Source organism: Streptomyces sp. NPDC021212 (genome assembly GCF_044332925.1).
Lineage (GTDB): Bacteria > Actinomycetota > Actinomycetes > Streptomycetales > Streptomycetaceae > Streptomyces.
In genome coordinates this window covers 166,679-190,261 of record NZ_JBIRPZ010000005.1, presented here as the reverse complement: position 1 = coordinate 190,261, position 23,583 = coordinate 166,679, and the positions used below count along the sequence as shown (strand labels likewise).

Annotated in this window: 21 protein-coding genes; 8 read left to right on the top strand and 13 right to left on the bottom strand. The window is 71.7% G+C overall.

What is annotated here, in order from left to right; translation table 11 throughout:
- Positions 1-127 precede the first annotated feature (127 nt).
- From ACH4SI_RS15530 to ACH4SI_RS15505, 6 genes are all read left to right on the top strand, one after another.
- A complete protein-coding gene (locus ACH4SI_RS15530) occupies positions 128-892 on the top strand; it encodes an IclR family transcriptional regulator (RefSeq protein WP_398296217.1) in 765 nt (254 codons plus the stop codon).
- 345 nt (positions 893-1,237) lie between these two features.
- The gene (locus ACH4SI_RS15525) at positions 1,238-2,032 is read left to right on the top strand and encodes an MIP/aquaporin family protein (RefSeq protein WP_398296216.1); all 795 of its coding nucleotides are present in this window, start codon (positions 1,238-1,240) and stop codon (positions 2,030-2,032) included.
- A gap of 37 nt (positions 2,033-2,069) precedes the next feature.
- Positions 2,070-3,617: a glycerol kinase GlpK gene (glpK, locus tag ACH4SI_RS15520; RefSeq protein ID WP_398296215.1), complete on the top strand. Its 1,548-nt coding sequence runs from the start codon at positions 2,070-2,072 to the stop codon at positions 3,615-3,617.
- Between the two features lie 5 nt (positions 3,618-3,622).
- Entirely contained in the window at positions 3,623-5,233 is a 1,611-nt protein-coding gene (locus ACH4SI_RS15515) for an FAD-dependent oxidoreductase (RefSeq protein WP_398296213.1), read from the top strand.
- A gap of 243 nt (positions 5,234-5,476) precedes the next feature.
- Positions 5,477-5,947, top strand: coding sequence for a hypothetical protein (locus tag ACH4SI_RS15510; protein ID WP_398296212.1), 471 nt, complete (start codon positions 5,477-5,479; stop codon positions 5,945-5,947).
- Between the two features lie 111 nt (positions 5,948-6,058).
- On the top strand, positions 6,059-6,730 hold the full coding sequence (locus tag ACH4SI_RS15505) for a FadR/GntR family transcriptional regulator (protein ID WP_398296211.1): 672 nt from the start codon (positions 6,059-6,061) through the stop codon (positions 6,728-6,730).
- A gap of 498 nt (positions 6,731-7,228) precedes the next feature.
- Here ACH4SI_RS15505 and ACH4SI_RS15500 read toward each other — a convergent pair whose 3' ends face one another.
- From ACH4SI_RS15500 to ACH4SI_RS15470, 7 genes are read right to left on the bottom strand one after another with little or no spacing between them, the layout of a single operon-like run.
- On the bottom strand, positions 7,229-8,077 hold the full coding sequence (locus ACH4SI_RS15500) for an amidohydrolase family protein (protein WP_398296553.1): 849 nt from the start codon (positions 8,075-8,077) through the stop codon (positions 7,229-7,231).
- Positions 8,078-8,106: 29 nt separating this feature from the next.
- Positions 8,107-9,102, bottom strand: a complete 996-nt coding sequence (locus ACH4SI_RS15495) for an aldo/keto reductase (RefSeq protein ID WP_398296210.1) — start codon at positions 9,100-9,102, stop codon at positions 8,107-8,109.
- A 47-nt stretch (positions 9,103-9,149) separates the two neighbouring features.
- Complete coding sequence (locus ACH4SI_RS15490) at positions 9,150-10,190, bottom strand: ABC transporter permease (protein ID WP_398296209.1); 1,041 nt, start codon at positions 10,188-10,190, stop codon at positions 9,150-9,152.
- On the bottom strand, positions 10,187-11,785 hold the full coding sequence (locus ACH4SI_RS15485) for a sugar ABC transporter ATP-binding protein (protein ID WP_398296208.1): 1,599 nt from the start codon (positions 11,783-11,785) through the stop codon (positions 10,187-10,189). Before ACH4SI_RS15485 ends, ACH4SI_RS15490 begins: the two co-directional genes overlap by 4 nt.
- A 2-nt stretch (positions 11,786-11,787) precedes the next feature.
- Positions 11,788-12,822, bottom strand: coding sequence for a sugar ABC transporter substrate-binding protein (locus ACH4SI_RS15480; protein WP_398296207.1), 1,035 nt, complete (start codon positions 12,820-12,822; stop codon positions 11,788-11,790).
- Between the two features lie 44 nt (positions 12,823-12,866).
- Positions 12,867-13,643 carry an SDR family NAD(P)-dependent oxidoreductase gene (locus ACH4SI_RS15475; protein WP_398296205.1) on the bottom strand — a complete coding sequence of 259 codons (777 nt, stop codon included), beginning with the start codon at positions 13,641-13,643 and terminating at the stop codon, positions 12,867-12,869.
- Positions 13,640-15,034 carry an enolase C-terminal domain-like protein gene (locus ACH4SI_RS15470; RefSeq protein ID WP_398296552.1) on the bottom strand — a complete coding sequence of 465 codons (1,395 nt, stop codon included), beginning with the start codon at positions 15,032-15,034 and terminating at the stop codon, positions 13,640-13,642. Before ACH4SI_RS15470 ends, ACH4SI_RS15475 begins: the two co-directional genes overlap by 4 nt.
- 256 nt (positions 15,035-15,290) lie before the next feature.
- Here ACH4SI_RS15470 and ACH4SI_RS15465 point away from each other — a divergent pair, with 256 nt between their 5' ends.
- Positions 15,291-16,361: a PAC2 family protein gene (locus ACH4SI_RS15465; RefSeq protein WP_398296204.1), complete on the top strand. Its 1,071-nt coding sequence runs from the start codon at positions 15,291-15,293 to the stop codon at positions 16,359-16,361.
- A gap of 355 nt (positions 16,362-16,716) precedes the next feature.
- Here the strand turns inward: ACH4SI_RS15465 and mshC are convergent, their stop codons facing one another.
- The 4 genes from mshC to ACH4SI_RS15445 all read right to left on the bottom strand — a co-directional run bounded on the left by mshC (position 16,717) and on the right by ACH4SI_RS15445 (position 20,288).
- Positions 16,717-17,946 carry a cysteine--1-D-myo-inosityl 2-amino-2-deoxy-alpha-D-glucopyranoside ligase gene (gene mshC, locus ACH4SI_RS15460; RefSeq protein WP_398296203.1) on the bottom strand — a complete coding sequence of 410 codons (1,230 nt, stop codon included), beginning with the start codon at positions 17,944-17,946 and terminating at the stop codon, positions 16,717-16,719.
- 130 nt (positions 17,947-18,076) lie between these two features.
- Positions 18,077-18,937 carry an SCO1664 family protein gene (locus ACH4SI_RS15455; RefSeq protein WP_398296202.1) on the bottom strand — a complete coding sequence of 287 codons (861 nt, stop codon included), beginning with the start codon at positions 18,935-18,937 and terminating at the stop codon, positions 18,077-18,079.
- Positions 18,901-19,491: a DUF3090 domain-containing protein gene (locus ACH4SI_RS15450; RefSeq protein ID WP_009719158.1), complete on the bottom strand. Its 591-nt coding sequence runs from the start codon at positions 19,489-19,491 to the stop codon at positions 18,901-18,903. The genes ACH4SI_RS15455 and ACH4SI_RS15450 overlap by 37 nt, the downstream gene beginning before the upstream one ends.
- A gap of 101 nt (positions 19,492-19,592) precedes the next feature.
- On the bottom strand, positions 19,593-20,288 hold the full coding sequence (locus ACH4SI_RS15445; RefSeq protein ID WP_398296201.1) for a histidine phosphatase family protein: 696 nt from the start codon (positions 20,286-20,288) through the stop codon (positions 19,593-19,595).
- A gap of 98 nt (positions 20,289-20,386) precedes the next feature.
- Between ACH4SI_RS15445 and corA the strand changes: the two genes are divergently transcribed.
- Positions 20,387-21,379, top strand: coding sequence for a magnesium/cobalt transporter CorA (gene corA / locus ACH4SI_RS15440; protein WP_398296200.1), 993 nt, complete (start codon positions 20,387-20,389; stop codon positions 21,377-21,379).
- A gap of 56 nt (positions 21,380-21,435) precedes the next feature.
- On the opposite strand, the gene ACH4SI_RS15435 is transcribed toward corA, so the two are convergent.
- Both ACH4SI_RS15435 and ACH4SI_RS15430 read right to left on the bottom strand, forming a co-directional pair.
- Positions 21,436-22,233, bottom strand: a complete 798-nt coding sequence (locus tag ACH4SI_RS15435) for a ferritin-like domain-containing protein (RefSeq protein ID WP_398296199.1) — start codon at positions 22,231-22,233, stop codon at positions 21,436-21,438.
- Positions 22,234-22,461: 228 nt separating this feature from the next.
- Positions 22,462-23,511: an LLM class F420-dependent oxidoreductase gene (locus ACH4SI_RS15430; protein ID WP_398296551.1), complete on the bottom strand. Its 1,050-nt coding sequence runs from the start codon at positions 23,509-23,511 to the stop codon at positions 22,462-22,464.
- Positions 23,512-23,583 lie beyond the last annotated feature (72 nt).

Sequence of the window (23,583 nt, the reverse complement as noted above, 5' to 3'; positions counted from 1 at the left end):
AGCCGGACCGACATCCTCCGGTCGGCCGCGACGGACTGGTGATCGTTTACGTTTGGCTATGTGTACCGCGGAGTCGACATGGACCGATAGTGTTCAGCATTGTCGAACCGTAGTCAGGAGGTTGGCGATGGCACGGAACATCCAGTCGTTGGAGCGGGCTGCCGCGATGCTACGCCTGCTCGCCGGGGGCGAGCGACGGCTGGGACTGTCCGACATCGCCTCCACCCTCGGACTGGCCAAGGGGACCGCCCACGGCATCCTGCGCACCCTCCAGCACGAGGGGTTCGTCGAGCAGGACGAGAACTCGGGCCGCTACCAGCTGGGCGCCGAGCTGCTGCGGCTGGGCAACAGCTATCTGGACGTCCACGAGCTGCGCGCCCGCGCCCTGGTGTGGACGGACGACCTGGCGCGCTCCAGCGGCGAGAGCGTCTACCTCGGCGTGCTGCACCAGCAGGGCGTGCTCATCGTCCACCACGTCTTCCGGCCGGACGACAGCCGCCAGGTGCTGGAGGTCGGCGCCATGCAGCCGCTGCACTCCACCGCCCTGGGCAAGGTGCTGTCCGCGTACGACCCGGTGGCGCACAGCGAGGTGACCGAGGGCGACCGGAAGCCGTTCACCAAACGCACGGTGACCGAGGAGGACGCGTTCGAGGGTGTCCTGGCGCTCACCCGGGCGCGGGGCTGGGGCTCGGACGTGGAGGAGACCTGGGAGGGCGTCGCCTCGGTCGCGGCCCCCGTGCACGACCGGCGGCGGCTGCCGGTGGGGGCGGTGGGGATCACGGGCGCGGTGGAGCGGGTGTGCGAGGACGGGGAGCTTCGCTCCGAGCTGATCGCCGCCGTGCGGGACTGCGCGCGGGCGGTCTCCCGCGATCTGGGCGCCGGCCGCTTCTGACCCCGCCCCCGCCGCGGCCCGTCCCCACTGCCCCCCTGTCCCCGGCGGGACCGGCGCCGACCTGGACCGGGAGCCTGACCAGGACTTTTGACCAGGACCTTGGACCAGGTCCAAGGTCCCTCATCACGTTTTCACATCCTCCGGATTTTTCCTCCACACGACCCTTGACGGGGTCTTCGCCGTGAAGAAAACTGCCGTTCATCGGTCGGCATTGTCGAACACCTGACGACAATATTCGCTATGGTGGACTCGCCGCGGGCCGACCAACGCCCTCCCACGAGGGCGCGGATCCTCGGCGCAACCGGGGGTTCGCCTTCCCCTGGACGAAGGACAAAGGAGTCGCGGGTGTCCAGCTCCGACATCTTCATCGGCGAGACCATCGGTACCGCCGTACTCATCCTGCTCGGCTGTGGCGTCGTCGCCGGCGTCGTCTTGAAGCAGTCCAAGTCGTTCGGCGCCGGGTGGCTGGCCATCACCTTCGGGTGGGGCTTCGCCGTCCTCACGGGCGCGTACATCTCGGCGCCGCTCTCCGGCGCGCACCTCAACCCGGCCGTGACGCTCGGTCTCGCGATCTCGGGCGGCACCGAGTGGGGCGACGTACCGATCTACTTCCTCGGGCAGATCACCGGCGCCATCATCGGCGCGGTGCTGGTGTGGCTCGCGTACGTGGGCCACTTCCACGCGCATCTCACCGACCGCTCGATCGTCGGCGGTCCGGGTGCCCAGGACACGAAGGCGGCCGACGCCGCTCAGGCGGGCGACGCGGGCCCGGTGCTGGGGATCTTCTCCACCGGCCCGGAGATCCGCAACACGGTGCAGAACCTGGTCACCGAGATCATCGCCACCGCCGTCCTGGTCCTCGCCATCCTCACCCAGGGACTGAACGGCGAGGGCAAGGGTCTGGGCGTGATCGGCGTCCTGATCACCGCCCTGGTCGTGGTCGGCATCGGCCTCTCGCTGGGCGGCCCGACCGGCTACGCCATCAACCCGGTACGTGACCTGGGCCCGCGCATCGTGCACGCCCTCCTGCCGCTGCCCAACAAGGGCGGGTCGGACTGGGGCTACGCCTGGATCCCCGTCGTCGGCCCGCTCCTCGGCGGAGCGCTCGCCGGCGGCATCTACGAGATCGCCTTCGCCTAGCCCCCACCCCCTCGGACTCGCAGGAGAGCAATCCACCATGACCGACACCCACACCACGAGCGCCTCCTCCCACGGACACGGTCCGTTCATCGCCGCCATCGACCAGGGCACCACGTCCAGCCGCTGCATCGTCTTCGACCGCGACGGGCGCATCGTCGCGGTCGACCAGAAGGAGCACGAACAGATTTTCCCCAAGCCGGGCTGGGTCGAACACAACGCGACCGAGATCTGGCAGAACGTGCAGGAGGTCGTGACCGGCGCGATCACCAAGGCCGAGATCACCTCCGCCGACGTCAAGGCGATCGGCATCACCAACCAGCGCGAGACCACCCTGCTGTGGGACAAGAACACCGGTGAGCCGGTGCACAACGCGCTGGTCTGGCAGGACACCCGGACCGACGCGCTCTGCCGGGAGCTGGGCCGCAACGTCGGCCAGGACCGCTTCCGCCGCGAGACGGGCCTCCCCCTGGCGTCCTACTTCGCCGGGCCCAAGATCCGCTGGCTGCTCGACAACGTCGAGGGGCTGCGCGAGCGCGCCGAGGCCGGTGACCTCCTCTTCGGCACCATGGACTCCTGGGTCATCTGGAACCTGACCGGCGGGGTCAACGGCGGAGTGCACGTCACCGACGTCACCAACGCCTCCCGCACCATGCTGATGAACCTGCACACCCTCGACTGGGACCAGAAGATCCTGACGTCGATGGACATCCCGGCCGCCGTGCTGCCGAAGATCCGCTCCTCCGCCGAGGTCTACGGGCGCACCGCCGACGGCATCCTCGCGGGCGTGCCCGTCGCGTCCGCACTCGGCGACCAGCAGGCGGCCCTGTTCGGGCAGACCTGCTTCTCCGAGGGCGAGGCCAAGTCCACGTACGGCACCGGCACCTTCCTGCTGATGAACACCGCCGACAAGCCGGTCAACTCCTACAACGGCCTGCTGACCACCGTCGGCTACCGGATCGGCGACCAGAAGCCGGTGTACGCCCTGGAGGGCTCCATCGCGGTCACCGGTTCGCTGGTGCAGTGGATGCGCGACCAGATGGGGCTGATCAACAGCGCCGCCGAGATCGAGACCCTGGCCAGCTCGGTGGAGGACAACGGCGGCGCGTACTTCGTGCCCGCGTTCTCCGGTCTGTTCGCCCCGTACTGGCGCGACGACGCGCGCGGCGTGATCGCGGGCCTGACGCGTTACGTCACCAAGGCGCACATCGCACGGGCCGTGCTGGAGGCCACCGCCTGGCAGACCCGCGAGATCGTCGACGCGATGACCAAGGACTCCGGCGTCGAGCTGAGCGCGCTCAAGGTCGACGGCGGGATGACCTCCAACAATCTGCTGATGCAGACCCTCTCGGACGCCCTCGACGCACCCGTGGTGCGCCCGATGGTCGCCGAGACGACCTGCCTCGGCGCCGCCTACGCCGCCGGCCTGGCCGTCGGCTTCTGGCCGGACACCGACGCGCTGCGCGCCAACTGGCGCCGGGCCGCCGAGTGGACCCCCCGTATGGACGCGGACATACGGGACCGCGAGTACAAGAACTGGCTCAAGGCCGTGCAGCGGACCATGGGCTGGATCGAGGACGAGGAGTAATCTCAATGACCCCCCTGCAGAGCGTCCCTTCCCTCGGGACGCACCCGGCTGCCGGTTCGCACCCGACCCGCGCCGAAACCCGGGAACAGCTGTCCAAGGCTTCGTACGACCTCCTGGTGATCGGCGGCGGCATCCTGGGCATCACCACTGCCTGGCACGCCGCGCAGTCCGGACTGCGGGTGGCCATGGTGGACGCCGGCGACTTCGCCGGCGCCACCTCCTCCGCCTCCTCCAAGCTGCTCCACGGGGGCCTGCGCTACCTCCAGACCGGCGCGGTCAAGCTCGTCGCCGAGAACCACTTCGAGCGGCGCGCCGTCTCGCGCAGCGTCGCCCCGCACCTGTCCAACCCGCTCACCTTCTACCTGCCGGTCTACAAGGGTGGCCCGCACGGCGCGGCCAAGCTGGGCGCGGGCGTCTTCGCGTACTCGGCGCTCTCCGCGTTCCGCGACGGCGTCGGCCATGTGATCAACGCCGAGAAGGCCGCGCGGGACGTCCCGGAGCTGCGCACCGAGGGGCTACGGGCCGTCGCCGTGTACGGCGACGGGCAGATGAACGACAGCCGCATGGCGCTGATGACGGTCCGCGCGGCGGTCGACGCGGGCGCCACCGTCCTCAACCACGCCGAGGTCACCGGGCTGCGCAAGACCGACGGCCGGGTCACCGGCGCGGAGCTGAGGGACCGTACCGACGGCACCGAGTTCGGCGTCGACGCCCGGCTGGTGCTCAACGCCACCGGCCCCTGGGTGGACCACCTGCGCCGGATGGAGGACCCGAACGCGGCGCCGTCCATCCGGCTCTCCAAGGGCGCTCACCTGGTCCTCAAGCGCACTTCCCCCTGGCGGGCGGCGCTGGCGACGCCCATCGACAAGTACCGCATCACCTTCGCCCTCCCCTGGGAGGACATGCTGCTGCTCGGCACCACCGACGAGCCGTACGAGGGCGACCCGGCCGAGGTCGCGGTCAACGACGCGGACGTCACCCAGATCCTGGACGAGGCCGCCTTCTCCATCCGCGACCAGCAGCTCTCCCGCGACCTGATCACCTACTCGTTCGCGGGGCTGCGGGTGCTGCCCGGCGGTCCCGGCGACACCGCCAAGGCCAAGCGGGAGACTGTCGTCACCGAGGGCAAGGGGGGCATGCTCTCCATAGCCGGCGGCAAGTGGACCACCTTCCGCCACATCGGCCGCACCGTGATGAGCAAGCTCGCCCAGCTGCCGGGCCGTCCGCTCGCGGACGACATGGAGCCGATCGGGCAGCTGCCCAAGCACATGCCGCTGCCCGGCCTCGCCAACCCGCACGCGGTCGCCCACCGGCTGCTGGTGGACGGCGGTACGCCCGGCCCGCGCATGGCCGCGGACACCGCGCGCCACCTGGCGACCCACTACGGTTCGCTCTCCTTCGACATCGCGCGGCTGGCGAGCGGCGACGCGGCGCTCGCCGAGCGGATCCACCCGGACGCCCCGGAGATCTGGGCCCAGGTCGTCTACGCCCGTGATCACGAGTGGGCGGAGACGGCGGACGACGTGCTGCGCCGCCGCACCACGCTGACGATCCGCGGGCTGGACGACGACGGCATCCGCGGCCGGGTCGAGGAGCTGCTGGCCCAGCGCGGCTGAGACCCCCTGTCACGCCGATACCTGCGGACGGCCGGGTGAGGAGACTTTTCTTCTCGCCCGGCCGTCCGGCTGTGCCGTGCGGGGCGCGACCTTACTCGCCAGTTAAAAAGTTGCGGAATCACTCTTGCCTTCTTCGGCTGCAGGGGTATCAATGGCTTTCCGTCCGCATATGACGGGCAGTCAGGAAGCGCGGGCGCACCCCCCACAAGCCCACCGCTCACTTCCCTCCGGAAGGCAGTCCCCATGAGACGCATCAAGCTCGGGATAGGCACGGCAATGGGAACAGCAGCACTGGCCGTCGGCGCGCTCGCGCTGGCGCCGAGCGCGGTCGCGGTCACCCCGACCACGGCGACCATCACGGCCGAGTGCGGAGCATTCGGTTCGGGCCTCGCGACGCTGGTGGCCACGCAGAACGGCACCGCCGCGACCATCACCCTGTCCTCGGGTGCGATCAAGGCGCCGATCGACGTCCCGGCGGGCGCGGTCAACTCGACCCTGACGCTGTCGAAGAACGGCTCCGGCACCACGACGTTCACCGGCAGCTCCAACCCGGCCATCAAGACCGGCTCCGATGTGACCACCGGTCCGCTCAAGGGCACCGTGGCCGCGGGCGACAAACTGGAGGCCACGTCGCTGAAGCTGGTGATCTTCGGCCTGATCACGGTGAACTGCACCGCCACCTCGGCCCAGTCCCCGGGCCCCTTCACCTTCTGAGAACCCCTCGGCGAAAGCCGTTGACGGACCGGCGGCGTCCCCTGAAGACGCCGCCGGTCCGCGCGCGTCATAATGGACCCATACATCGGATGTTTGACCCGGAGGTCCATCATGGCGGTCACCGACGAGGCGATCGAAAAAATCAAGGGCATGATCGTCTCGGGTGCGCTGCGCCCGGGTGACCGGCTTCCCAAGGAGAGCGAGCTGGCCGCGGATCTGGGCCTGTCCCGCAATTCGCTGCGCGAGGCCGTCCGCGCGCTGTCCCTGATCCGCATCCTCGACGTACGGCAGGGCGATGGTACGTACGTCACCAGCCTCGATCCCCAGCTGCTGCTGGAGGCGCTGAGCTTCGTCGTGGACTTCCACCGGGACGACACCGTCCTGGAATTCCTGGCGGTGCGCCGCATCCTGGAGCCGGCGGCCACGGCGCAGGCGTGCGGCCGGATCAGCGACGTCCAGCTGGACGCGCTGAGCGCCCAGCTGGACGCGCTGGGGCCGGCGCCCTCGGTGGAGGAGCTGGTCGCCTGCGACCTCGAATTCCACCGGGGTATCGTCCACGCGTCGGGCAATTCGGTGCTCTGCTCCCTCCTGGACGGGCTCTCCGGTCCGACGACCCGCGCCCGCGTGTGGCGCGGCCTCACCCAGGAGGACGCGGTCAGCCGCACGCTGCATGAGCATCGGGCGATCCTGAGCGCGCTCCGGGACCGGGACGCGGAGGCGGCGCGGTCGTGGGCGACGGTGCATGTCGCGAGCGTGGAGCAGTGGCTGCGGTCCACGCTGTGACGGCCGGGGGCGGCCTTTCCCCACCCCGCCCCTTCCCGAACCGGGGTCCCACCCCGGGCCCCCTTCCGGGGGCTCCGCCCCCGCACCCCCGCCGGGGCTCCGCCCCTGGCCCCGCTCCTCAAACGCCGGAGGGGCTGAGTAGTGGGGCATCTCCGCCCCAGACCCCGCCGGGGGTGCCACCCCGACACCCCCGCTCTGCCCTGGGCCTCGAACGGGGCCTCCGCCCCCGGGCGCGACGCGGGCGCCAGGGCCCTGCGGACGCCACAGCTGGGCGCAGTTTCCCGGTGCGCCTGCCGCGCTCGGGCGGTCCGGTCGGCAGGTGGGGGACAGCGTGGGCGGCTCCCCTCGCGCAGTCGTCCGCCATGCGCCGCAGGGCGGCGAGGTGGGCGTGCTCCGCAGCGCGGCCGGTGGGGCACGGGGTCGGCGCTTCGCGGCGGAGCCGCGTGGTGGACGTGACAGGCATAGCGGGCGGAGCCGCGTGGTGGGTGGGGACTTGCGCTACGTTCCCAGGCCGTACGCGCGGGCGGCGGTCTCGCCGAAGACCGACGCGCGCTCGGCGTCGGTCAGTCCGGCCGTCGCGCGGTCCGCCAGGGCCACGACATCCGCGTACGTCGCGGCGAGTTCGCACACCGGCCAGTCCGACCCGAACAGCACCCGCTCCGGGCCGAACGCCTCCAGTACGTGCCGGGCGTACGGCAGCACCTGCTCCGGCTTCCAGGCCACCCAGTCAGCCTCGGTCACCAGCCCGGACAGCTTGCAGTCGACGTTCGGCAGGGCGGCCAGTTCCGTCAGGAGGCCGGCCCACGGGGTGCGGTCGCCGCTCGCGACGGGCGGCTTCGCCGCGTGGTCGAGGACGAAGCGCACCCCCGGCAGCTCCCGCACCGCGGCGATCGCGGCGGGCAGTTCGCGCGGGGTGACCAGCAGGTCGTAGACGAGGTCCGCGTCGGCAGCGGCGGCGAGGCCGCGGCGTACGTCGGCGCGCCCCAGCCACTCCGGGTCCGGCTCGTCCTGCACCTGGTGCCGCAGTCCCACCAGCCGGTCCCCACCCGGGCCCGCGGCCAGGGCGGCGAGCACCGCGGGCAGTTCGGGGTCAGTGAGGTCGGCCCAGCCGACGACGCCCGCGATCCGGTCCGAGGCGCCCGCCAGGGTGAGGAGTTCCCGCGTCTCGTCGTACGAGGAGCTGGACTGGACGACGACGGTGGCGCCGATTCCGTGGGCGTCCAGATGCGGCAGCAGGTCAGCGGTGGTGACGGTGCGGGCGATGGGGTCGGCCCAGGGGCCGTCCATCCACGGCTGCGGCCTGCGGGACAGGTCCCACAGGTGGTGGTGGGCGTCGATGCGGCTCAGCGGCACGGAAGTTCCTCGGGATCGGGCCGTCAGATCGGCAGCGGGATGTCGTCGGCGAGCAGGCCGCGCTCGACCAGCGCGTGCCACAGCTCGTCGGGGATGTCGTGGCCGAACATCTCGGCGTTGTCCCGCACTTCGTCCGGACCGGCGGCGCCGACGACGGCGGCAGCCACGGCCGGGTGGCCGAAGGGGAAGCGGAGGGCGGCGGCCCGCAGCGGCACCCCGAACTCGGCGCAGGCGGCGGCGAGCCGCCGGGCCCGCTCGACGATCTCGGGCGGCGCCGCCTCGTAGTTGTAGCGCGCGCCGGGGCGGGGGTCGGCGAGCAGCCCGGAGTTGTAGACGCCGCCGACCACGACGGAGGTACCGCGCCGCTCGCACACCGGCAGCAGGTCGTCGTAGGCGGTGCGCTCCAGCAGGGTCCAGCGCCCGGCGCACAGGACGACGTCCACGTCGAGGTCGGCGACGAAGCGGGCGAGGATGTCGCTGTAGTTCATGCCGAAGCCGATGGCCCGGACGAGCTTCTGGTCGCGGAGTTCGGCGAGCGCCGGGAAGGCCGTCTCGTACACCTCGCGGATGTGGTTCTCCGGGTCGTGGACGTAGACGATGTCGAGGGCGTCGACCCCGAGGCGTTCCAGGGAGGACTCCAGGGAGGCGCGGATGCCGTCCCGGCCGAAGTCCCACTCGCGGACGCGGTCGGGGGTGTCCGCGAACCCGTCCGGCTGGGCGGGTTCGCCGGGCGCCCGGTCCCGCAGCCGCCGCCCCACCTTGGTGGAGAGCGTGTACGAGCCGCGGTCGCGGCCGACGAGCGCGCGCCCCAGCCGCTCCTCGGACAGCCCGACGCCGTAGTGCGGCGCGGTGTCCAGATAGGTGCAGCCGAGTTCCAGGGCGGTGTGGACGGTCGCCAGGGCGCGTTCCTCGGGCACCGCGGCGTACAGATTGGCCAGCGGGGCGCAGCCGAGTCCGAGGGGTGGTACGTGGACGCCCGAGCGCCCCAGTTCACGCGGCCCGCGCGGTACCTGCGCCATGGTTCCTCGCCTCTGTTCCTGTGTTCCTGTGTTCCTGTGTCCTGGTGTCAGTCCTGCTTCTCGCCGCTCGCGTAACGGGAGATGATCAGCGCGACGATGATGATGGAGCCGTTGATGAACTGGTTCCACAGTGGCGGAACGCCACCGAGGGTCATCACATTGACGACTAATTGCAGCGTAAGCACACCCGTGAGGGCTCCGAAAAGCGTGCCGCGGCCGCCCTTGAGGCTGATGCCGCCGATGACCGCGGCGGCGAACACCTGGAAGATCCAGCCGTTGCCCTGGGACGCGGCGACCGAGCCGTAGTGGCCGGTGTAGAGGATTCCGGCGAAGGCGGCGAGCACGCCGCCGGCGCTGAGCACGATCCAGGTGATGCGGTCGACGCGGATGCCGGCGGCGCGCGCCGCCTCGGGGTTGCCGCCGATCGCGTACAGGGACCGGCCGTGCCGCAGATAGCCCAGGGCGAGGCCGCCGATCGCGTACAGGCCCAGGCAGAGCCACACGGCGGCGGGCGCGCCCAGCCAGTCGGCCTTGCCGAGGTAGCGGAACGACTCGGGGACGTTGACGATGGACTGGCCCTCGGCGATGCCGACCTGGAGCCCGCGCAGCATGGTGAGCATGCCCAGCGTGGCGATGAAGCCGTTGACGCGCAGCTTGAGCATCAGGAAGCCGTTGGCCGCGCCGATCAGGGCGCCGACCGCGAGGCACAGCGGAATGGCGGTCCATACGGGCAGCAGCCCGAGCCCTACGAAGCGCGCGCCGTGGGACGGCAGCACCAGCCAGAGGGCGATCACGGGCGCCACGGCGATGGTGGACTCCAGGGAGAGGTCCATCCGGCCGCTGATCAGGATCAGCGCCTCGCCCAGCACCAGCAGCCCCAGCTCGGTGGACTGCTGGACGACGCCGATCAGGTTGTCCTCGGTGAGGAAGGCGGGCGAGACGATGAAGCCGATCACGCCCAGGACGAAGATCACCGGGACCAGGGAGAGATCGCGCCAGCGCGCGATGTCGATCCGCGGACGGCCTCGGGCCCCCGCCGGACCGTCCGCCACCGCCTCGGCGGGCTGCTGCCGTGCGGTACCGATCATGTCTGTGGTCCTCCCGTGCGGTCTTCGGTTCCCCCGGCCGTGCTCTCTGTTGTGCGCTCCGTGCCCGGTTCCGTGATGCCCTCCATCGCGGCTACCAGCCGGCGGTCGCTCCAGTCGCTGCCGAACTCCGCGACGACCCGTCCGTGGAAGAAGGCCAGGACCCGGTCGCAGACCCGGAGGTCGTCCAGCTCGTCGGAGACGATCAGCGCGCCGCTTCCGGCCGCCGCGACATCCCGTACGACGCCGAGCAGGGCGTCCTTGGACTTCACGTCCACCCCGGCGGTCGGCCGGATCGCGACCAGCACGCTCGGCTCGCGCGCCAGCGCGCGGGCGATGACGACCTTCTGCTGATTGCCGCCGGACAGGCCCGAGACGGGCTGTGAGGGTCCCGAGGTCTTGATGTCGAGCGAGGTGATCATGCGCTGGGCGAACGCGCGGGTCCGGGACGGCAGCACCGTGCCGTACGGCCCGAGCTGGTCGGTGACGGTCAGCGTGGCGTTCTCGGCGACGCTGCGGCCCAGCACCAGACCCTGGTCGTGGCGGTCCTCCGGGACGTAGCCGATGCCCGCGTCGATGGCGTGCGGCACGCTGCCGGGGCGCACCGGTCTGCCCCGTACGCAGACCCGGCCACCGCTCGGTTGCCGCAGGCCCACCAGGGTCTCGCCGATCGCCGTGTTGCCGCTGGCGGTCGCCCCGGCCAGGCCCAGCACCTCGCCCGGCCGCACCACCAGGTCCAGGGGCGCGAACGCGTCCTCCAGGGTGAGCCCTTCGGTGCGCAGCACCGGCTCGCCGGCCGGGTCGGCCTTCCGCACGGTGACGGGGGCGTGGACGGCGGCCCGGGAGTCGCCCTCGGGGGCGCGTTCGCCGTCGCCGGTCATGGCCGCGACCAGGTCCTCCTTGGGAAGCCCGGCGACCGGGGCGGTCAGCACGTGCCGGGCGTCGCGGAAGACGGTGACGGTGTCGCAGAGGTCGTAGACCTCCTGCAAGTGGTGCGAGATGAACAGGAAGGCGACGCCCCGCGCGCGCAGTTCGAGCAGCTTGGTGAAGAGCCGGTCGATGCCGCCCGCGTCGAGCTGTGCGGTGGGCTCGTCGAGGATGATCAGCCGGGCGCCGAAGGACAGGGCGCGGGCGATCTCCACGAACTGCCGCTGCTCGACGCCGAGGTCCTTCGCCCGGGTCCGGGGGTCCACGTCCACCCCGTACTCCCCCAGCAGCGCCCGGGCGTCGTCGTGCAGCGCACGCCACCGGATGCGCCCGGTGCCCTGGAAGCGGCCCAGGTAGAGGTTCTCGGCGACCGTCAGGTGCGGGACCACCATCGACTTCTGGTAGACGCAGGCGACCCGGCGCTGCCAGGCCGCGGTGTCGCCGTAGCCGGGGGCGGGTTCGCCGGAGAAGGTCACCTCGCCCTCGTCCGGGCGCTCCATGCCGGTGAGGACGGACACCAGCGTGGACTTGCCCGCCCCGTTGCGTCCGACGAGGGCGTGCGCCTCCCCGGGGCGCACGGCCAGCCGGGCGTGGTCCAGGGCTACGGTCGGTCCGAAGCGTTTGACGATGCCCCGCGCCCGGACCACGGTGGGCTGTGCTGCCTCTGCCATCGCTACTTCTTTTCGAGCTGGTTGGCCCACAGCTTCGGGTCGTCGACGTTCTTCTTGGTGACCAGTGGCGCCGGGAGCTGGTCCTCCAGGCCGTTCTGGATCTTGACGATCTGCGAGCCGTGGTTGGTCGGTCCGGGCTTGAACTTCTCGCCGTTCAGCGCCGCCTTGGCGTAGTTCAGGGCCCACTGGGCGTAGAGGTCGGCGGGCTGGGACAGGGTCGCGTCGATCTTCCCGGAGCGGATCGCGTCCAGCTCCTCCGGTATGCCGTCGTTGGAGATGATGGTGATGTGCCCCGCCGAGCCCGCGGGCTTGAGCAGCTTCTTCTGCTCCAGCAGCGCCAGGGTGGACTGGAGGAAGGCGCCGCCGGCCTGCATGTAGATGCCGTCGATCTTGTGGTGCTGGGCCAGCAGGCTCTGCAGCTTCGCGGAGGCGACGTCGCCCTTCCAGTCGGTGGGCAGCTCGTGCACCTTGATGCCGGGGTACTTCTTCTTCATGCACGAGGCGAATGCCTGCGACCGGTCCCGGCCGTTGATGGAGCTGAGGTCGCCCTGGAGTTCGGCGATCCGGCCCTTGCCGCCGAGCTGCCGGCCGAGGTATTCGCACGCCTTGGTGCCGTACGCCCGGTTGTCGGCCCGCACGACCATGTAGATCTTGCCGGAGTCGGGGCGGGTGTCCACGCTGATGACGGGGATCTTCTTCTCCTCCAGCTGCTCCAGGGTGGAGGCGATGGCCCCGGTGTCCTGGGGGGCCATGACGACCGCCTTGGCGCCCTGGTCGGTGAACGCCTGGACGTTGGAGACGAGCTTGGAGATGTCGTTCTGCGAGTTGGACAGGGGGAGCGCGGAGACCGTGCCCTTGTCGATGCCCTTCTCTAAGTACTGCTGGTAGGAGTTCCAGAAGTCGGTGTCGGTGCGCGGCATGTCGATACCGACCTTGCCGCCCCCGGCGCCGTTGCTCTCACGGTTGCAGCCGGCCAGCCCGGCGACGGCGAGCAGCACGGCGCAGGCCGCGGCTCCGGTCGTGCGGAGTCTCGTCATCGAGTCCCGTCCTTGGTCGAGTGGTGCGACGTGCGTGGTGCCGGTCAGGTGGCGGGGCGCAGGCGCAGCCCCTGCATCCCTCCGTCGACGGCCAGCGTGGTGCCGGTGACGGCCGCGGCGGCGGGGCTCGCCAGATACGCGACGGCCGCGGCGACCTCCTCGGCGGACACCAGCCGCCCGGTCGGCTGACGGGCCTCCAGGGCGGCGCGCTCGGCCGCCGGATCGGCGGCCTGGCCGAGCAGCCGCCCCACCCATGGGGTGTCGACGGTGCCGGGGTTGACGCAGTTGACGCGGATGCCCTCGCGTACGTGGTCGGCGGCCATGGCGAGGGTGAGCGACAGCACCGCGCCCTTGCTGGCGCTGTACGCGGCGCGCTGCGGAAGCCCGGCGGTGGCGGCGATCGAGCAGGTGTGGGTGATGGAGACGGCGCCGGGCCGCCTCGCCGCGGCGGCGCGCAGGTGCGGCAGCGCGGCCCGCGCGGTACGGACCAGGCCCAGCACGTTGACGTCCAGCAGCCGGTGCCACTCCTCGTCGGAGTTGTCCTCGACGGTGCCGATCGCGCCGATGCCCGCGTTGCCGACGACGGTGTGCAGGGCGCCGAATTCGGCCACCACCGCCTCCACCGCGGTCCGTACTCCCTCGTCGGAGGTGACGTCGGTCTTGACCGGCAGGGTGCCGTCCGGGGCGCCCGAGGGGTCCCGGTCCAGCACGGCGACCCGCGCACCCCGGTCGCGCAGCGTGGCGGCGATGGCGGCGCCGATGCCCGAGGCGCCGCCGGTGACGAGCGCGGCCAGTCCTTCGAAGTCGCCGGTGGGGCTCACGAGGTCTCCTCCTGCTGTCGTGCGGACTGCGGTACGGCGGTGCGTGGTGCGGTGTGCTGCGGTGCGGTGTGCTGCGGTGCGGCGTTGCGGGCCTGCCATTCGGGCCCGTCGGGGTAGCGGTAGGCGGCGATCGACTCGGGGAGCATCCGGGCGGAGAAGCCAGGGGCGGCCGGTGCGCGGTACCGGCCCGCCTCGACGACCGCCGGATCGGCGAAGTGTTCGTGGAGGTGGTCGACGTACTCGATGACCCGGTCGTCCCAGCTGCCCGAGACGGCCACGAAGTCGAACATGGCCAGATGCTGGACCAGTTCGCACAGCCCGACCCCGCCCGCGTGCGGGCAGACCGGAACCCCGTGCTTGGCGGCGAGCAGCAGGATCGCCAGGTTCTCGTTGACCCCGGCCACGCGCGCCGCGTCGATCTGCACGAAGTCGACGGCTTCGGCCTGAAGCAGCTGTTTGAAGACGACGCGGTTGGCGACGTGCTCACCGGTGGCGACCCTGACCGGCTGTCCGGCGCGGATGGCGGCGTGGCCGAGGACGTCGTCCGGGCTGGTCGGCTCCTCGATCCAGTGCGGGTCGTACGGCGCCAGGGCGCGCATCCAGCGCAGCGCCTCCGGGACGTCCCAGCGCTGGTTGGCGTCGACGGCTATCCGGATGTCCGGGCCGACCGCCTCGCGGGCGAGCCGCATCCGTCTGAGGTCCTCGTCGAGGTCGCTGCCGACCTTGAGCTTGATCTGATCGAAGCCGTCGGCGACCGCCTCCTGTGCCAGCTTGATCATTTTCTCGTCGGAGTAGCCGATCCAGCCCGCCGAGGTGGTGTAGGCGGGGTAGCCGCGCTCGCGCAGCAGCGCGGCGCGCTCGGCGCGGCCGGGCTCGGCGGCGCGAAGGATCTCCAGCGCCTCGTCGCGGGTGAGGGCGTCGCTGAGGTAGCGGTAGTCGACGAGGTCGGCCAGCTCCTCGGGCGGCATGTCGGCCAGGAACTGCCACAGCGGCTTCCCGGCCTGCCGGGCGGCGAGGTCCCAGGCGGCGTTCACCACCGCGCCGGCCGCCATGTGCATGACGCCCTTCTCCGGGCCGAGCCAGCGCAGCTGGGAGTCATGGGTGAGGTCGCGGTAGAGATCACCGAGGCCGGAAGCGGTGAGCGGGGCGGGACGGCCGACGACCTGGGGGCGCAGGGAGTCGATGGCGGCGGCGGTCACGTCGTTGCCGCGGCCGATGGTGAAGACGAAGCCGTGACCTTCGGCCCCGGTGGTGTCATCGGCGTCCGTATGGAGCACTACATAGGCAGCGGAGTAGTCGGGGTCCGGATTCATCGCGTCCGAGCCGTCGAGCTGCTCCGAGGTGGGAAACCGGATGTCATGGACCTCGAGCTCAGTGACGGTCGGGCGCAAACTCAATGGGGGCTCCCTGAACGACGCGCGATAGGACATCGGACCTTTAGCGGTGATCCGATGTATAGCGCTGACTTGGGGGTCTCGTCCAGAGGTGTGCCGAAACTTTCGGGACACAGATCGGATGAATCACCTGGGGTTGCTGTACGGGGGCTGCGGCGGGGGCCCCTCGAAGCCGTAGGCTTGGGGCGCACGCAAACGAACTGCAACCGGAGGCGGTACCAACCCGTCCGCCCCGGTCGGAAGGAGGCGCTGGGTGATCGAGCTTGAGGGGGTTCCCGAGCTGATCGACCCGGTCATGATCTGTGCCTTCGAGGGCTGGAACGACGCCGGAGACGCCGCCTCCACCGCGGTCGGGCACCTGGACCGGGAGTGGAAGGGCGAGGTCTTCGCCTCTCTCGACGCCGAGGACTACTACGACTTCCAGGTGAACCGGCCCACCGTCGCGCTGGACAACGGGGTCCGCAAGATCACCTGGCCGACCACCCGGCTCTCCGTGGTCCGCGCGGAGAGCGGCGACAAGACCCGCGACCTGGTGCTGGTCCGCGGGATCGAGCCGAGCATGCGGTGGCGGTCGTTCTGCAACGAGATCCTCGGCTACGCCCATGAGTTGGGCGTCGAGATGGTCGTCGTCCTCGGGGCACTGCTCGGCGACACCCCGCACACCCGGCCGGTGCCGGTCAGCGGTGTCACCTCCGATCCGGACCTGGCCCGCAGCCTCGACCTCGAGGAGACCCGTTACGAGGGGCCGACGGGCATCGTCGGCATCCTCCAGGAGGCCTGCACCCACGCCGGTGTCCCCGCGGTGAGCCTGTGGGCGGCCGTCCCGCACTACGTCTCCCAGCCGCCGAACCCGAAGGCGACCCTGGCCCTGCTGAACCGCCTCGAGGACCTGATCGGCGTCCGCATCCCGCTCGGCGAGCTGACCGAGGACGCGCGCGCCTGGCAGCTGGGCGTGGACCAACTCGCCTCGGAGGACAGCGAGGTCGCCGAGTACGTCCAGTCGCTGGAGGAGGCCCGGGACACGGCGGAGCTGCCGGAGGCGTCGGGCGAGGCGATCGCGCGCGAATTCGAGCGCTACCTGCGGCGCCGGGACGGCTCACCGGGCGCGCCGGGCGGTCATGCGACGGAGACGGGCACCGGCGGAATGGCCGAAGGCCGCGAGACCGGCACCCCGTACCTACGGGACCCGGGAAGCGGCCACCCACGCCCCCGGAAGCCGTCCGCGAAGGACGACGAGGGCGGCGACGAGGCCGACGACACCGCCGAGGACGCCGAAGCCGGCGAGAGCAGCGACGCGGAGGACCGCCCGGACGACCAGGGCTGAGCCCCCTGGTCGTCCCCGCCCGGAACGTGTCGGCCGCCGAGTGGGCTGTGGCCCTCGCCGAGGTGATCCGGTAGTTCGCGCGGCCGGGCGCCCCCCGGAGACGGCACCCCGGGGATCGGGTCCGGAGCCCGGCCCAGGGGCGCAGCCCGGGAGCGGGGGCTCGGGCACGGAGCCCCGGCGGACCGGGGGCCCAGCCCGCGGCGACCCCCGGCAGGGTCCCGGTGCGGGGCCCAGCAGCCCAAGCCCGGGGCGACGCCACCCGGGTCCGGGGCCCACAGCCGAAACCCCCGTACCCGGCCCAGGAGGGGAGCCTCCCGGGCCTGGTACGGGGGCGGAATCCCCGGGACGGAGTGGACTACAGGGCTACGCCCAGGAGGGCGTCCACCGCTCGGGACACCAGGCCCGGGGCTCCCTCGTCCGTGCCGCCGGACTCCGACTGCGCGGCGGCCCAGCGGTCGACGGCCGCGAGGGCCGTCGGGGAGTCGAGGTCGTTCGCCAGGGCCTCCCGCATCTCCTCCACCAGCGCGTCCGCCGACGGGCCGTCCGGCCGGGAGACGGCGGCGCGCCAGCGGGCGAGGCGGGCCTCGGCGTCCCGCAGGACGCCGTCGGTCCACTCCCAGTCGGAGCGGTAGTGGTGGGCCAGCAGGGCGAGCCGGATGGCGGCCGGGTCGACACCGTCGCGCCGCAGCGCGGAGACGAAGACCAGGTTGCCCTTGGACTTGGACATCTTCTCGCCGTCCAGCGCGACCATCCCGGCGTGCACGTACGACTGCGCGAACGGCCGCTCGCCGGTGAGGACCTGGGCGTGCGAGGCGCCCATCTCGTGGTGCGGGAAGGCGAGATCGGAGCCGCCGCCCTGGACGTCGAAACCCATGCCGAGGTGGTCGAGGGCGATGGCCACGCACTCGATGTGCCAGCCGGGCCGGCCGGGGCCGAGCGAGCCGCCGTCCCAACTCGGCTCGCCCTCACGGGCGGCCACCCACAACATCGGGTCCAGCGGGTTCTTCTTGCCCGGGCGCTCCGGGTCGCCGCCGCGCTCGGCGGACAGCAGCCGCATGGCCTCGGCGTCGAGGCGGCTGACCGAGCCGAAGGCGGGGTCCGACTCCACGGAGAAGTAGATGTCGCCCTCGACCTCGTACGCCGCGCCCGCGTCCCGCAGCCGCTCCACGAGCGGCACGATCCCCGGTATGGACTCGACGGCACCGATGTAGTGGCGCGGGGGCAGCATCCGCAGGGCCGTCATGTCCTCGCGGAAGAGGGCGGTCTCGCGCTCGGCGAGGACCGTCCAGTCGTCGCCGTTCGCCACGGCCCGCTCCAGCAGCGGATCGTCGATGTCGGTGACGTTCTGGACGTAATGGACCTGGCGCTTGGTGTCGAGCCACACGCGCTGAACGAGGTCGAACGCGTTGTAGGTCGCCGCATGACCCATGTGGGTCGCGTCGTACGGCGTGATGCCGCAGACGTAGATGCGGGCGACGGGGCCGGGGGTGAGGGTGATCGGTCCCCCGGTCGCGGTGTCGTGGATCCTCAGGTCGCGGCCACTGCCAGGCAGGGCGGGAACCTCGGAAGCGGGCCAGGCATACATGCAATGAGCGTAACCGGATGCCAGTTCCGGATACGAACCGGACCGGGCCTGCTGACCGTTTGTTGGCCGGATGGACGGTCTTGCGCAGTCGGCCGTGAGCTGCTCCGTAGCCGCTCCGTAAGCCGTCGGCTCAGACCGGCGGCCACGGAATGGCGGGCCACTGGCCGCTGGGCTCGGGGTGCGTCCCGGTCCGGAGCAGCGCCGCCACCCGGGCCCGCAGGGCCTCGATCTCGGCACCCGTGATCAGCTTCGCCAGCCGGGCGCGGAGCGGGCCGTCGTCGGCGAGCTGGTCCGCCAGCCGGCGCAGCACCTCCAGCGCGTCGTCCGGCAGCGGCTCCCCGGCCCATCCCCACAGCAGGGTGCGCAGCTTGTCCTCGGCGTTGAAGGTCACACCGTGATCAATCGCATAGAGCCGGCCGCCCGCGGCGGGCAGCAGATGACCGCCCTTGCGGTCGCCGTTGTTGATCACCGCGTCGAGTACGGCCAGCCGCCGCAGCCGTACGTCGTCGGCGTGCACCAGCAGCGCGGTGCGGCCCTCGCCGACCTCCGCGAAGCCGACCGCCTTCCAGCCGGGGCCCGGCTCGTCGCCCTCGACGAGCGCGAGCAGCTCGGTCCCGTCTCCGTCATCGGAGTCGGCGGAGCCGTCGCCGTCGGCCACCTCGACCCACAGCTGGCACATGCCCTGCCCGTACGGCCCGTCGCGCAGCACGGTGGGCGGGACCAGGCCCCAGCCGGTCGCCTCGGAGATCTCGTACGCCGCGACCTCGCGCTGGGCGAGCGTGCCGTCCGGGAAGTCCCACAGCGGCCGCTCCCCGGCCACCGGCTTGTAGACGCACGGGGCGCTGTGGCCCTCGTACTCGACCGTGCAGTACAGCACCGCGTTGGACGCCTCCCGGACCCGGCCGCGCACCGTCAGCTCGCCCAGGGCCAGCAGTTCGGACGGCTCCGGGGGCGTCAGGCTTCGCGGCGGTATCCGTTCTGGCGCGGACATACGTGTCCTTCCGGGTCGAGCGGCAGGCTGCACAGCGGGCAGGGCGGCCGGCCGGCGTTGACGACGTCCAGAGCCCGCTTGGCGAAGGCGCGCGCCTGGGTGCCGGTGAGCCGCACCCGCAGCATGGGCGGGCCGTTCACATCGTCCTGGAGCAGCCGCTCCTCGGCCTCGGCGAGGTCCTCCTCGGACTCAGCCTCCAGCTCGACGAGCGCCTGCGCCTCCACGATCATGCGCTGTTCCTCGCCGTCCCAGGCGAGCGCCATGGTGCCGACGCGGAACTCCTCTTCCACAGGGGCGTCGAGCGGCGCGGTGTCGCTGAGATCGGAGGGGGCGACGGCCGGTACCGGGGCGTTGCCACCGGTGCGCCGCACCACCTCGTCGAGCAACTCGTCTATCCGCTCGGCAAGCGCCGCGACCTGGGTCTTCTCCAGTGCCACGCTGGTGGTCCGGCCACCCGCGGACGCCTGCAGGAAAAAGGTACGGCGGCCAGGCAGCCCGACCGTACCGGCGACGAATCGGTCCGGCGGGTCATAGAGGAACACCTGACGGGACAACGTCCTGCTCCATTTGCGTCGACTGGTCGGCTGGTTGACTACTGAGGTCGCGGCTGCCGCGGCGCGACCGCGCCGCGGGACCACCCTACTGCGCTCGGAGATCATGGCGCCCCCGCGTCACCGCCCACCGCCGCGTCCCCGCCACGCTCGGCGGGGGCGTCCTCCCGGGGCGCGAGCCCCGCGAAGTCACCGGTGTCCCCCACCCGTACGACGAAGGGCCGGGTAGGGGTGTAGCGGATCGCGGTGACCGAGCAGGGCTCGACCGAGATGCGCTGGAAGAGGTCGAGATGGAGGCCGAGCGCGTCCGCGACGATCGCCTTGATGACGTCGCCGTGCGAGCACATCAGATAGATCGCGTCGGCGCCGTGCTCCTCCTGGATCCGGGCGTTCCAGTCGCGCACCGCGTCGACCGCGCGGGCCTGCATGGCGCGCATGGACTCGCCCCCGGGGAAGGCGGCGGCGGACGGGTGCTGCTGGACGATGTTCATCAGCGGTTCATCGGCCAGCTCGGCGAGTTTGCGGCCCGACCAGTCGCCGTAGTGGCACTCCCCGATCCGCTCCTCGGTGTGCGACGGCAGTTCGGGGCGGGCGGCGAGCAGCGGGGCCAGGGTCTCCTGGCAGCGCTGGAGCGGGCTGGTGACGGCGGCGGCGAGCGGCAGCCGGGCGAGCCGCCCCGGCAGCTGCGCGGCCTGCGCGGCGCCGCGCTCGTCGAGGGCGACACCGGACGTCCAGCCCGCGAGGACGCCGGCCGTGTTCGCGGTGGACCGGCCGTGCCGGACGAGGATCAGCGTGGGCATGCTTGCCACCCTACGACCCCTCCGGGCCCGCTCAGGGAGGGTACGGCCCGTCTCGTGCGCTTCCCCCACCTGTGCGCTTCTTACCCGGGCGAGGCACAATGCCCCGCGTGATCGTGGATTGTGCCATCTACCAGGACGGGTGCCGCACCGAGGGACCCGCCGACTTCTCCGACGCCCTCGACCAGGCGCGGCTGGCCGGGGACTCCTTCCTCTGGATCGGGCTGCACGAGCCGACGGAGAAGGAGTTCGAGCTGGTCACCAGCGAGTTCGGACTGCACCCGCTGGCCGTGGAGGACGCGCTGACCGCGCACCAGCGGCCCAAGCTGGAGATCTATGACGACTCGCTGTTCCTCGTGCTCAAGCCGGTGCGGTACGAGGAGAAGGCGGGCACCGTCACCGCCGGTGAGCTGATGGTGTTCGTCGGTGACTCCTTCGTGGTGACCGTACGGCACGGCGAGGCCAACCCGCTGAGCACGGTGCGCGAGCGGCTGGAGAACACCCCCGATGTGCTCCAGCACGGGCCGACGGCGGTCATGTACGCGGTCGCCGACGCGGTCGTGGACCACTACCTGGACGTCGCGGACGCCCTCCACGAGGACCTGGACGAGCTGGAGACCGAGGTCTTCGCCCCGGACGGCGGCGGGGGCCAGAACACGGCGGGCCGGATCTACGCCTTCAAGCGCGAGGTGCTCGAATTCCGCCGCGCCACGGGCCCGTTGGCGGAGCCGATGACCCGGCTCGCGGGTGCCGGGGTGCCGTTCGTCCACGAGGGGTCGCGGCCGTTCTTCCGCGACGTCAGCGACCATCTGACCCGGGTGAACGAGCATGTGGAGGGCCTGGACCGGCTGCTGTCGGACATCCTCTCGGCCCATCTCGCGCAGATGGGCGTGCGGCAGAACGACGACATGCGGAAGATCTCGGCGTGGGCGGCGATGGCGGCGGTGCCGACGCTGATCGCCGGTATCTACGGCATGAACTTCAGGCACATGTGGGAGCTGCGCCAGCCGTGGGGCTATCCGGCCGCGGTGGGGCTGATGGCGGGCGTGATCGCGCTGCTGTACCGCATGTTCAAGCGCCGCGGCTGGCTCTGAACGGGCCGTACGCAGCCCTATCCCGTAGCTGCACTTTGTATCCGTACGGACGCGGCTCAGGCGAACTCGGGCGCCTCGGGGGTGGCCGTTTCCGCACCCCCCAGCGCGTCCCGCCGCTCGGGCATCCGCAGCGTCACCATGCGGCGCCAGCCGCCCAGCCGCTCGTACCCGTACCCGGCCTTGATGCCCGCCGTCAGCACCGCGGACTTCCACTTCGGCCAGCCGAGAATGCGCCCCATCTGCGTCATCACGGCGAGGCTGACGCACCGGTGGACCTCCATTTCGACGAGCGCGCACTCCCGCAGCGCCCGCTGGATGGTCCGGCCGTACCCGGCGGCGGCCAGCCGCAGCAACTCCTCGTGGCAATAGGCGAGATGGTTCTCCTCGTCCTTGGCGATCATCGTGACCGCCCGGCCGATCTCGGGATGGTCGCCGAAGCAACCGCGCAACATGGCCATCTGCGCGGCGGCGCGCTGCTCGGTGACCCGGCTGTGGGCGAGGTAGACGACGATGTCGTGCTCGGTGAGCGGCTCGTCGCGGCGCAGCTTCTCGTGGGCGAGGCCGACGCCGCGGGCCTCCAGCAGCATCGTGTAGTCCGTCGTGCGCGGCACCTCCACCGGCTCCAGGCCGCGCTTGCGGAGCAGGGCGTTGAAGATCCGGCCGTGCTTGTCCTCGTCCGCGCCGTGGCGGGTGATCTTGGGTGCGAGGGCGCGTTGGCTCTCGGGCACGAGCGCGGCGATCCGGCCGTTCTCCCAGCCCCCCTGCGCCTCGCCGCTGGCCGCGATGGAGCAGAACAGCCGGAACGACTCGTCGTTCCCGAGGATCTCCTGGAAGACGCTTTTCACCGAGAGCACTGTGGCCACCTCCGTGAAAAAAGTGAAATGCCGGGCATCGGAAGTGGCAACAGGTGGGGCGCCAGGCTCGTCCGTACGAGGGAATCACGAGCGAATACGGAGGGTCCCGCCGGACGCGTAACCCCGCGGCACCGGAGGCGTTGTGCTCGGTGACGGCCGTGGCGGGGAAGACCCCCGAGCCCCCACCACGGCCGCGGAAACGTCCGCTGCGCGCCCGCTGTCCGGCGGTTACGCGAGCCCCGCGCGCTCCATCGCCTCGACACCGGCCCGCAGCCCGGCCACCCGCTCCTCCAGCGTGAATCCCGCGGGGGTGAGCGACAGGGTGGTGACACCGGCCTCCGCGTACGCCTTCATACGGTCGGCGATGCGCTCGACCGGGCCGAGCAGCGTGGTGGAGTCGATCAGCTCGTGGGGGATGGCCGCGGCAGCGCCCTCCTTGTCCCCGGCCAGGTACTTCTCCTGGATCTCGGCGGCCTCCTTCTCGTACCCCATGCGCTGCGCGAGCTTGTTGTAGAAGTTCTGCTTGGCGCTGCCCATGCCGCCCACGTAGAGCGCGGTGTACGGACGGAACTGGTCGGCGAGCGCGCGGACGTCCTCGCCCACCGCGAGCGGGACGGTGGGCACCAGGTCGAAGCCGTCGAGGGTCTTGCCCGCCTTCTCGCGGCCCGCCCGCAGCGAGCCGAGGGTGGTCGCCTCGGCGTGCTCGGGGGCGAAGAAGATGACCAGCGCGCCGTCGGCGATCTCGCCGGTCTGCTCCAGGTTCTTCGGGCCGATGGCCGCGATGTAGAGCGGGATGTACTCGCGCACCGGGTGCACGGTGAGCTTGAGGGGCTTGCCGGGGCCGCCGGGCAGCGGGAGGGTCCAGTTCTCGCCCTCGTGGGTCAGCCGCTCGCGCGACATCGCCTTGCGGATGATCTCCACGTACTCACGGGTGCGGGCGAGCGGCTTGTCGAACCGCACGCCGTACCAGCCCTCCGAGACCTGCGGCCCCGAGACGCCGAGGCCGAGGCGGAACCGGCCGCCGGAGAGGGAGTCGAGGGTGGCGGCGGTCATCGCCGTCATCGCGGGCGTCCGGGCCGGGATCTGGAAGATGGCGGAGCCGACGTCGATGTGCTCGGTCTGCGCGGCCACCCACGAGAGCACGGTGGCCGCATCCGATCCGTACGCCTCCGCGGCCCAGCAGACCGAGTAGCCGAGGCGGTCGGCCTCGCGTGCGACCGCGAGGTTGTCCGCGTCCATCCCGGCACCCCAGTAGCCGAGGTTGATTCCGAGCCGCATACCCATACCGCACCCCTTACTGATCAGTAACGTCGCTGTTCCGGGGACTCTAGCGCGCGGACCCCCGGTACG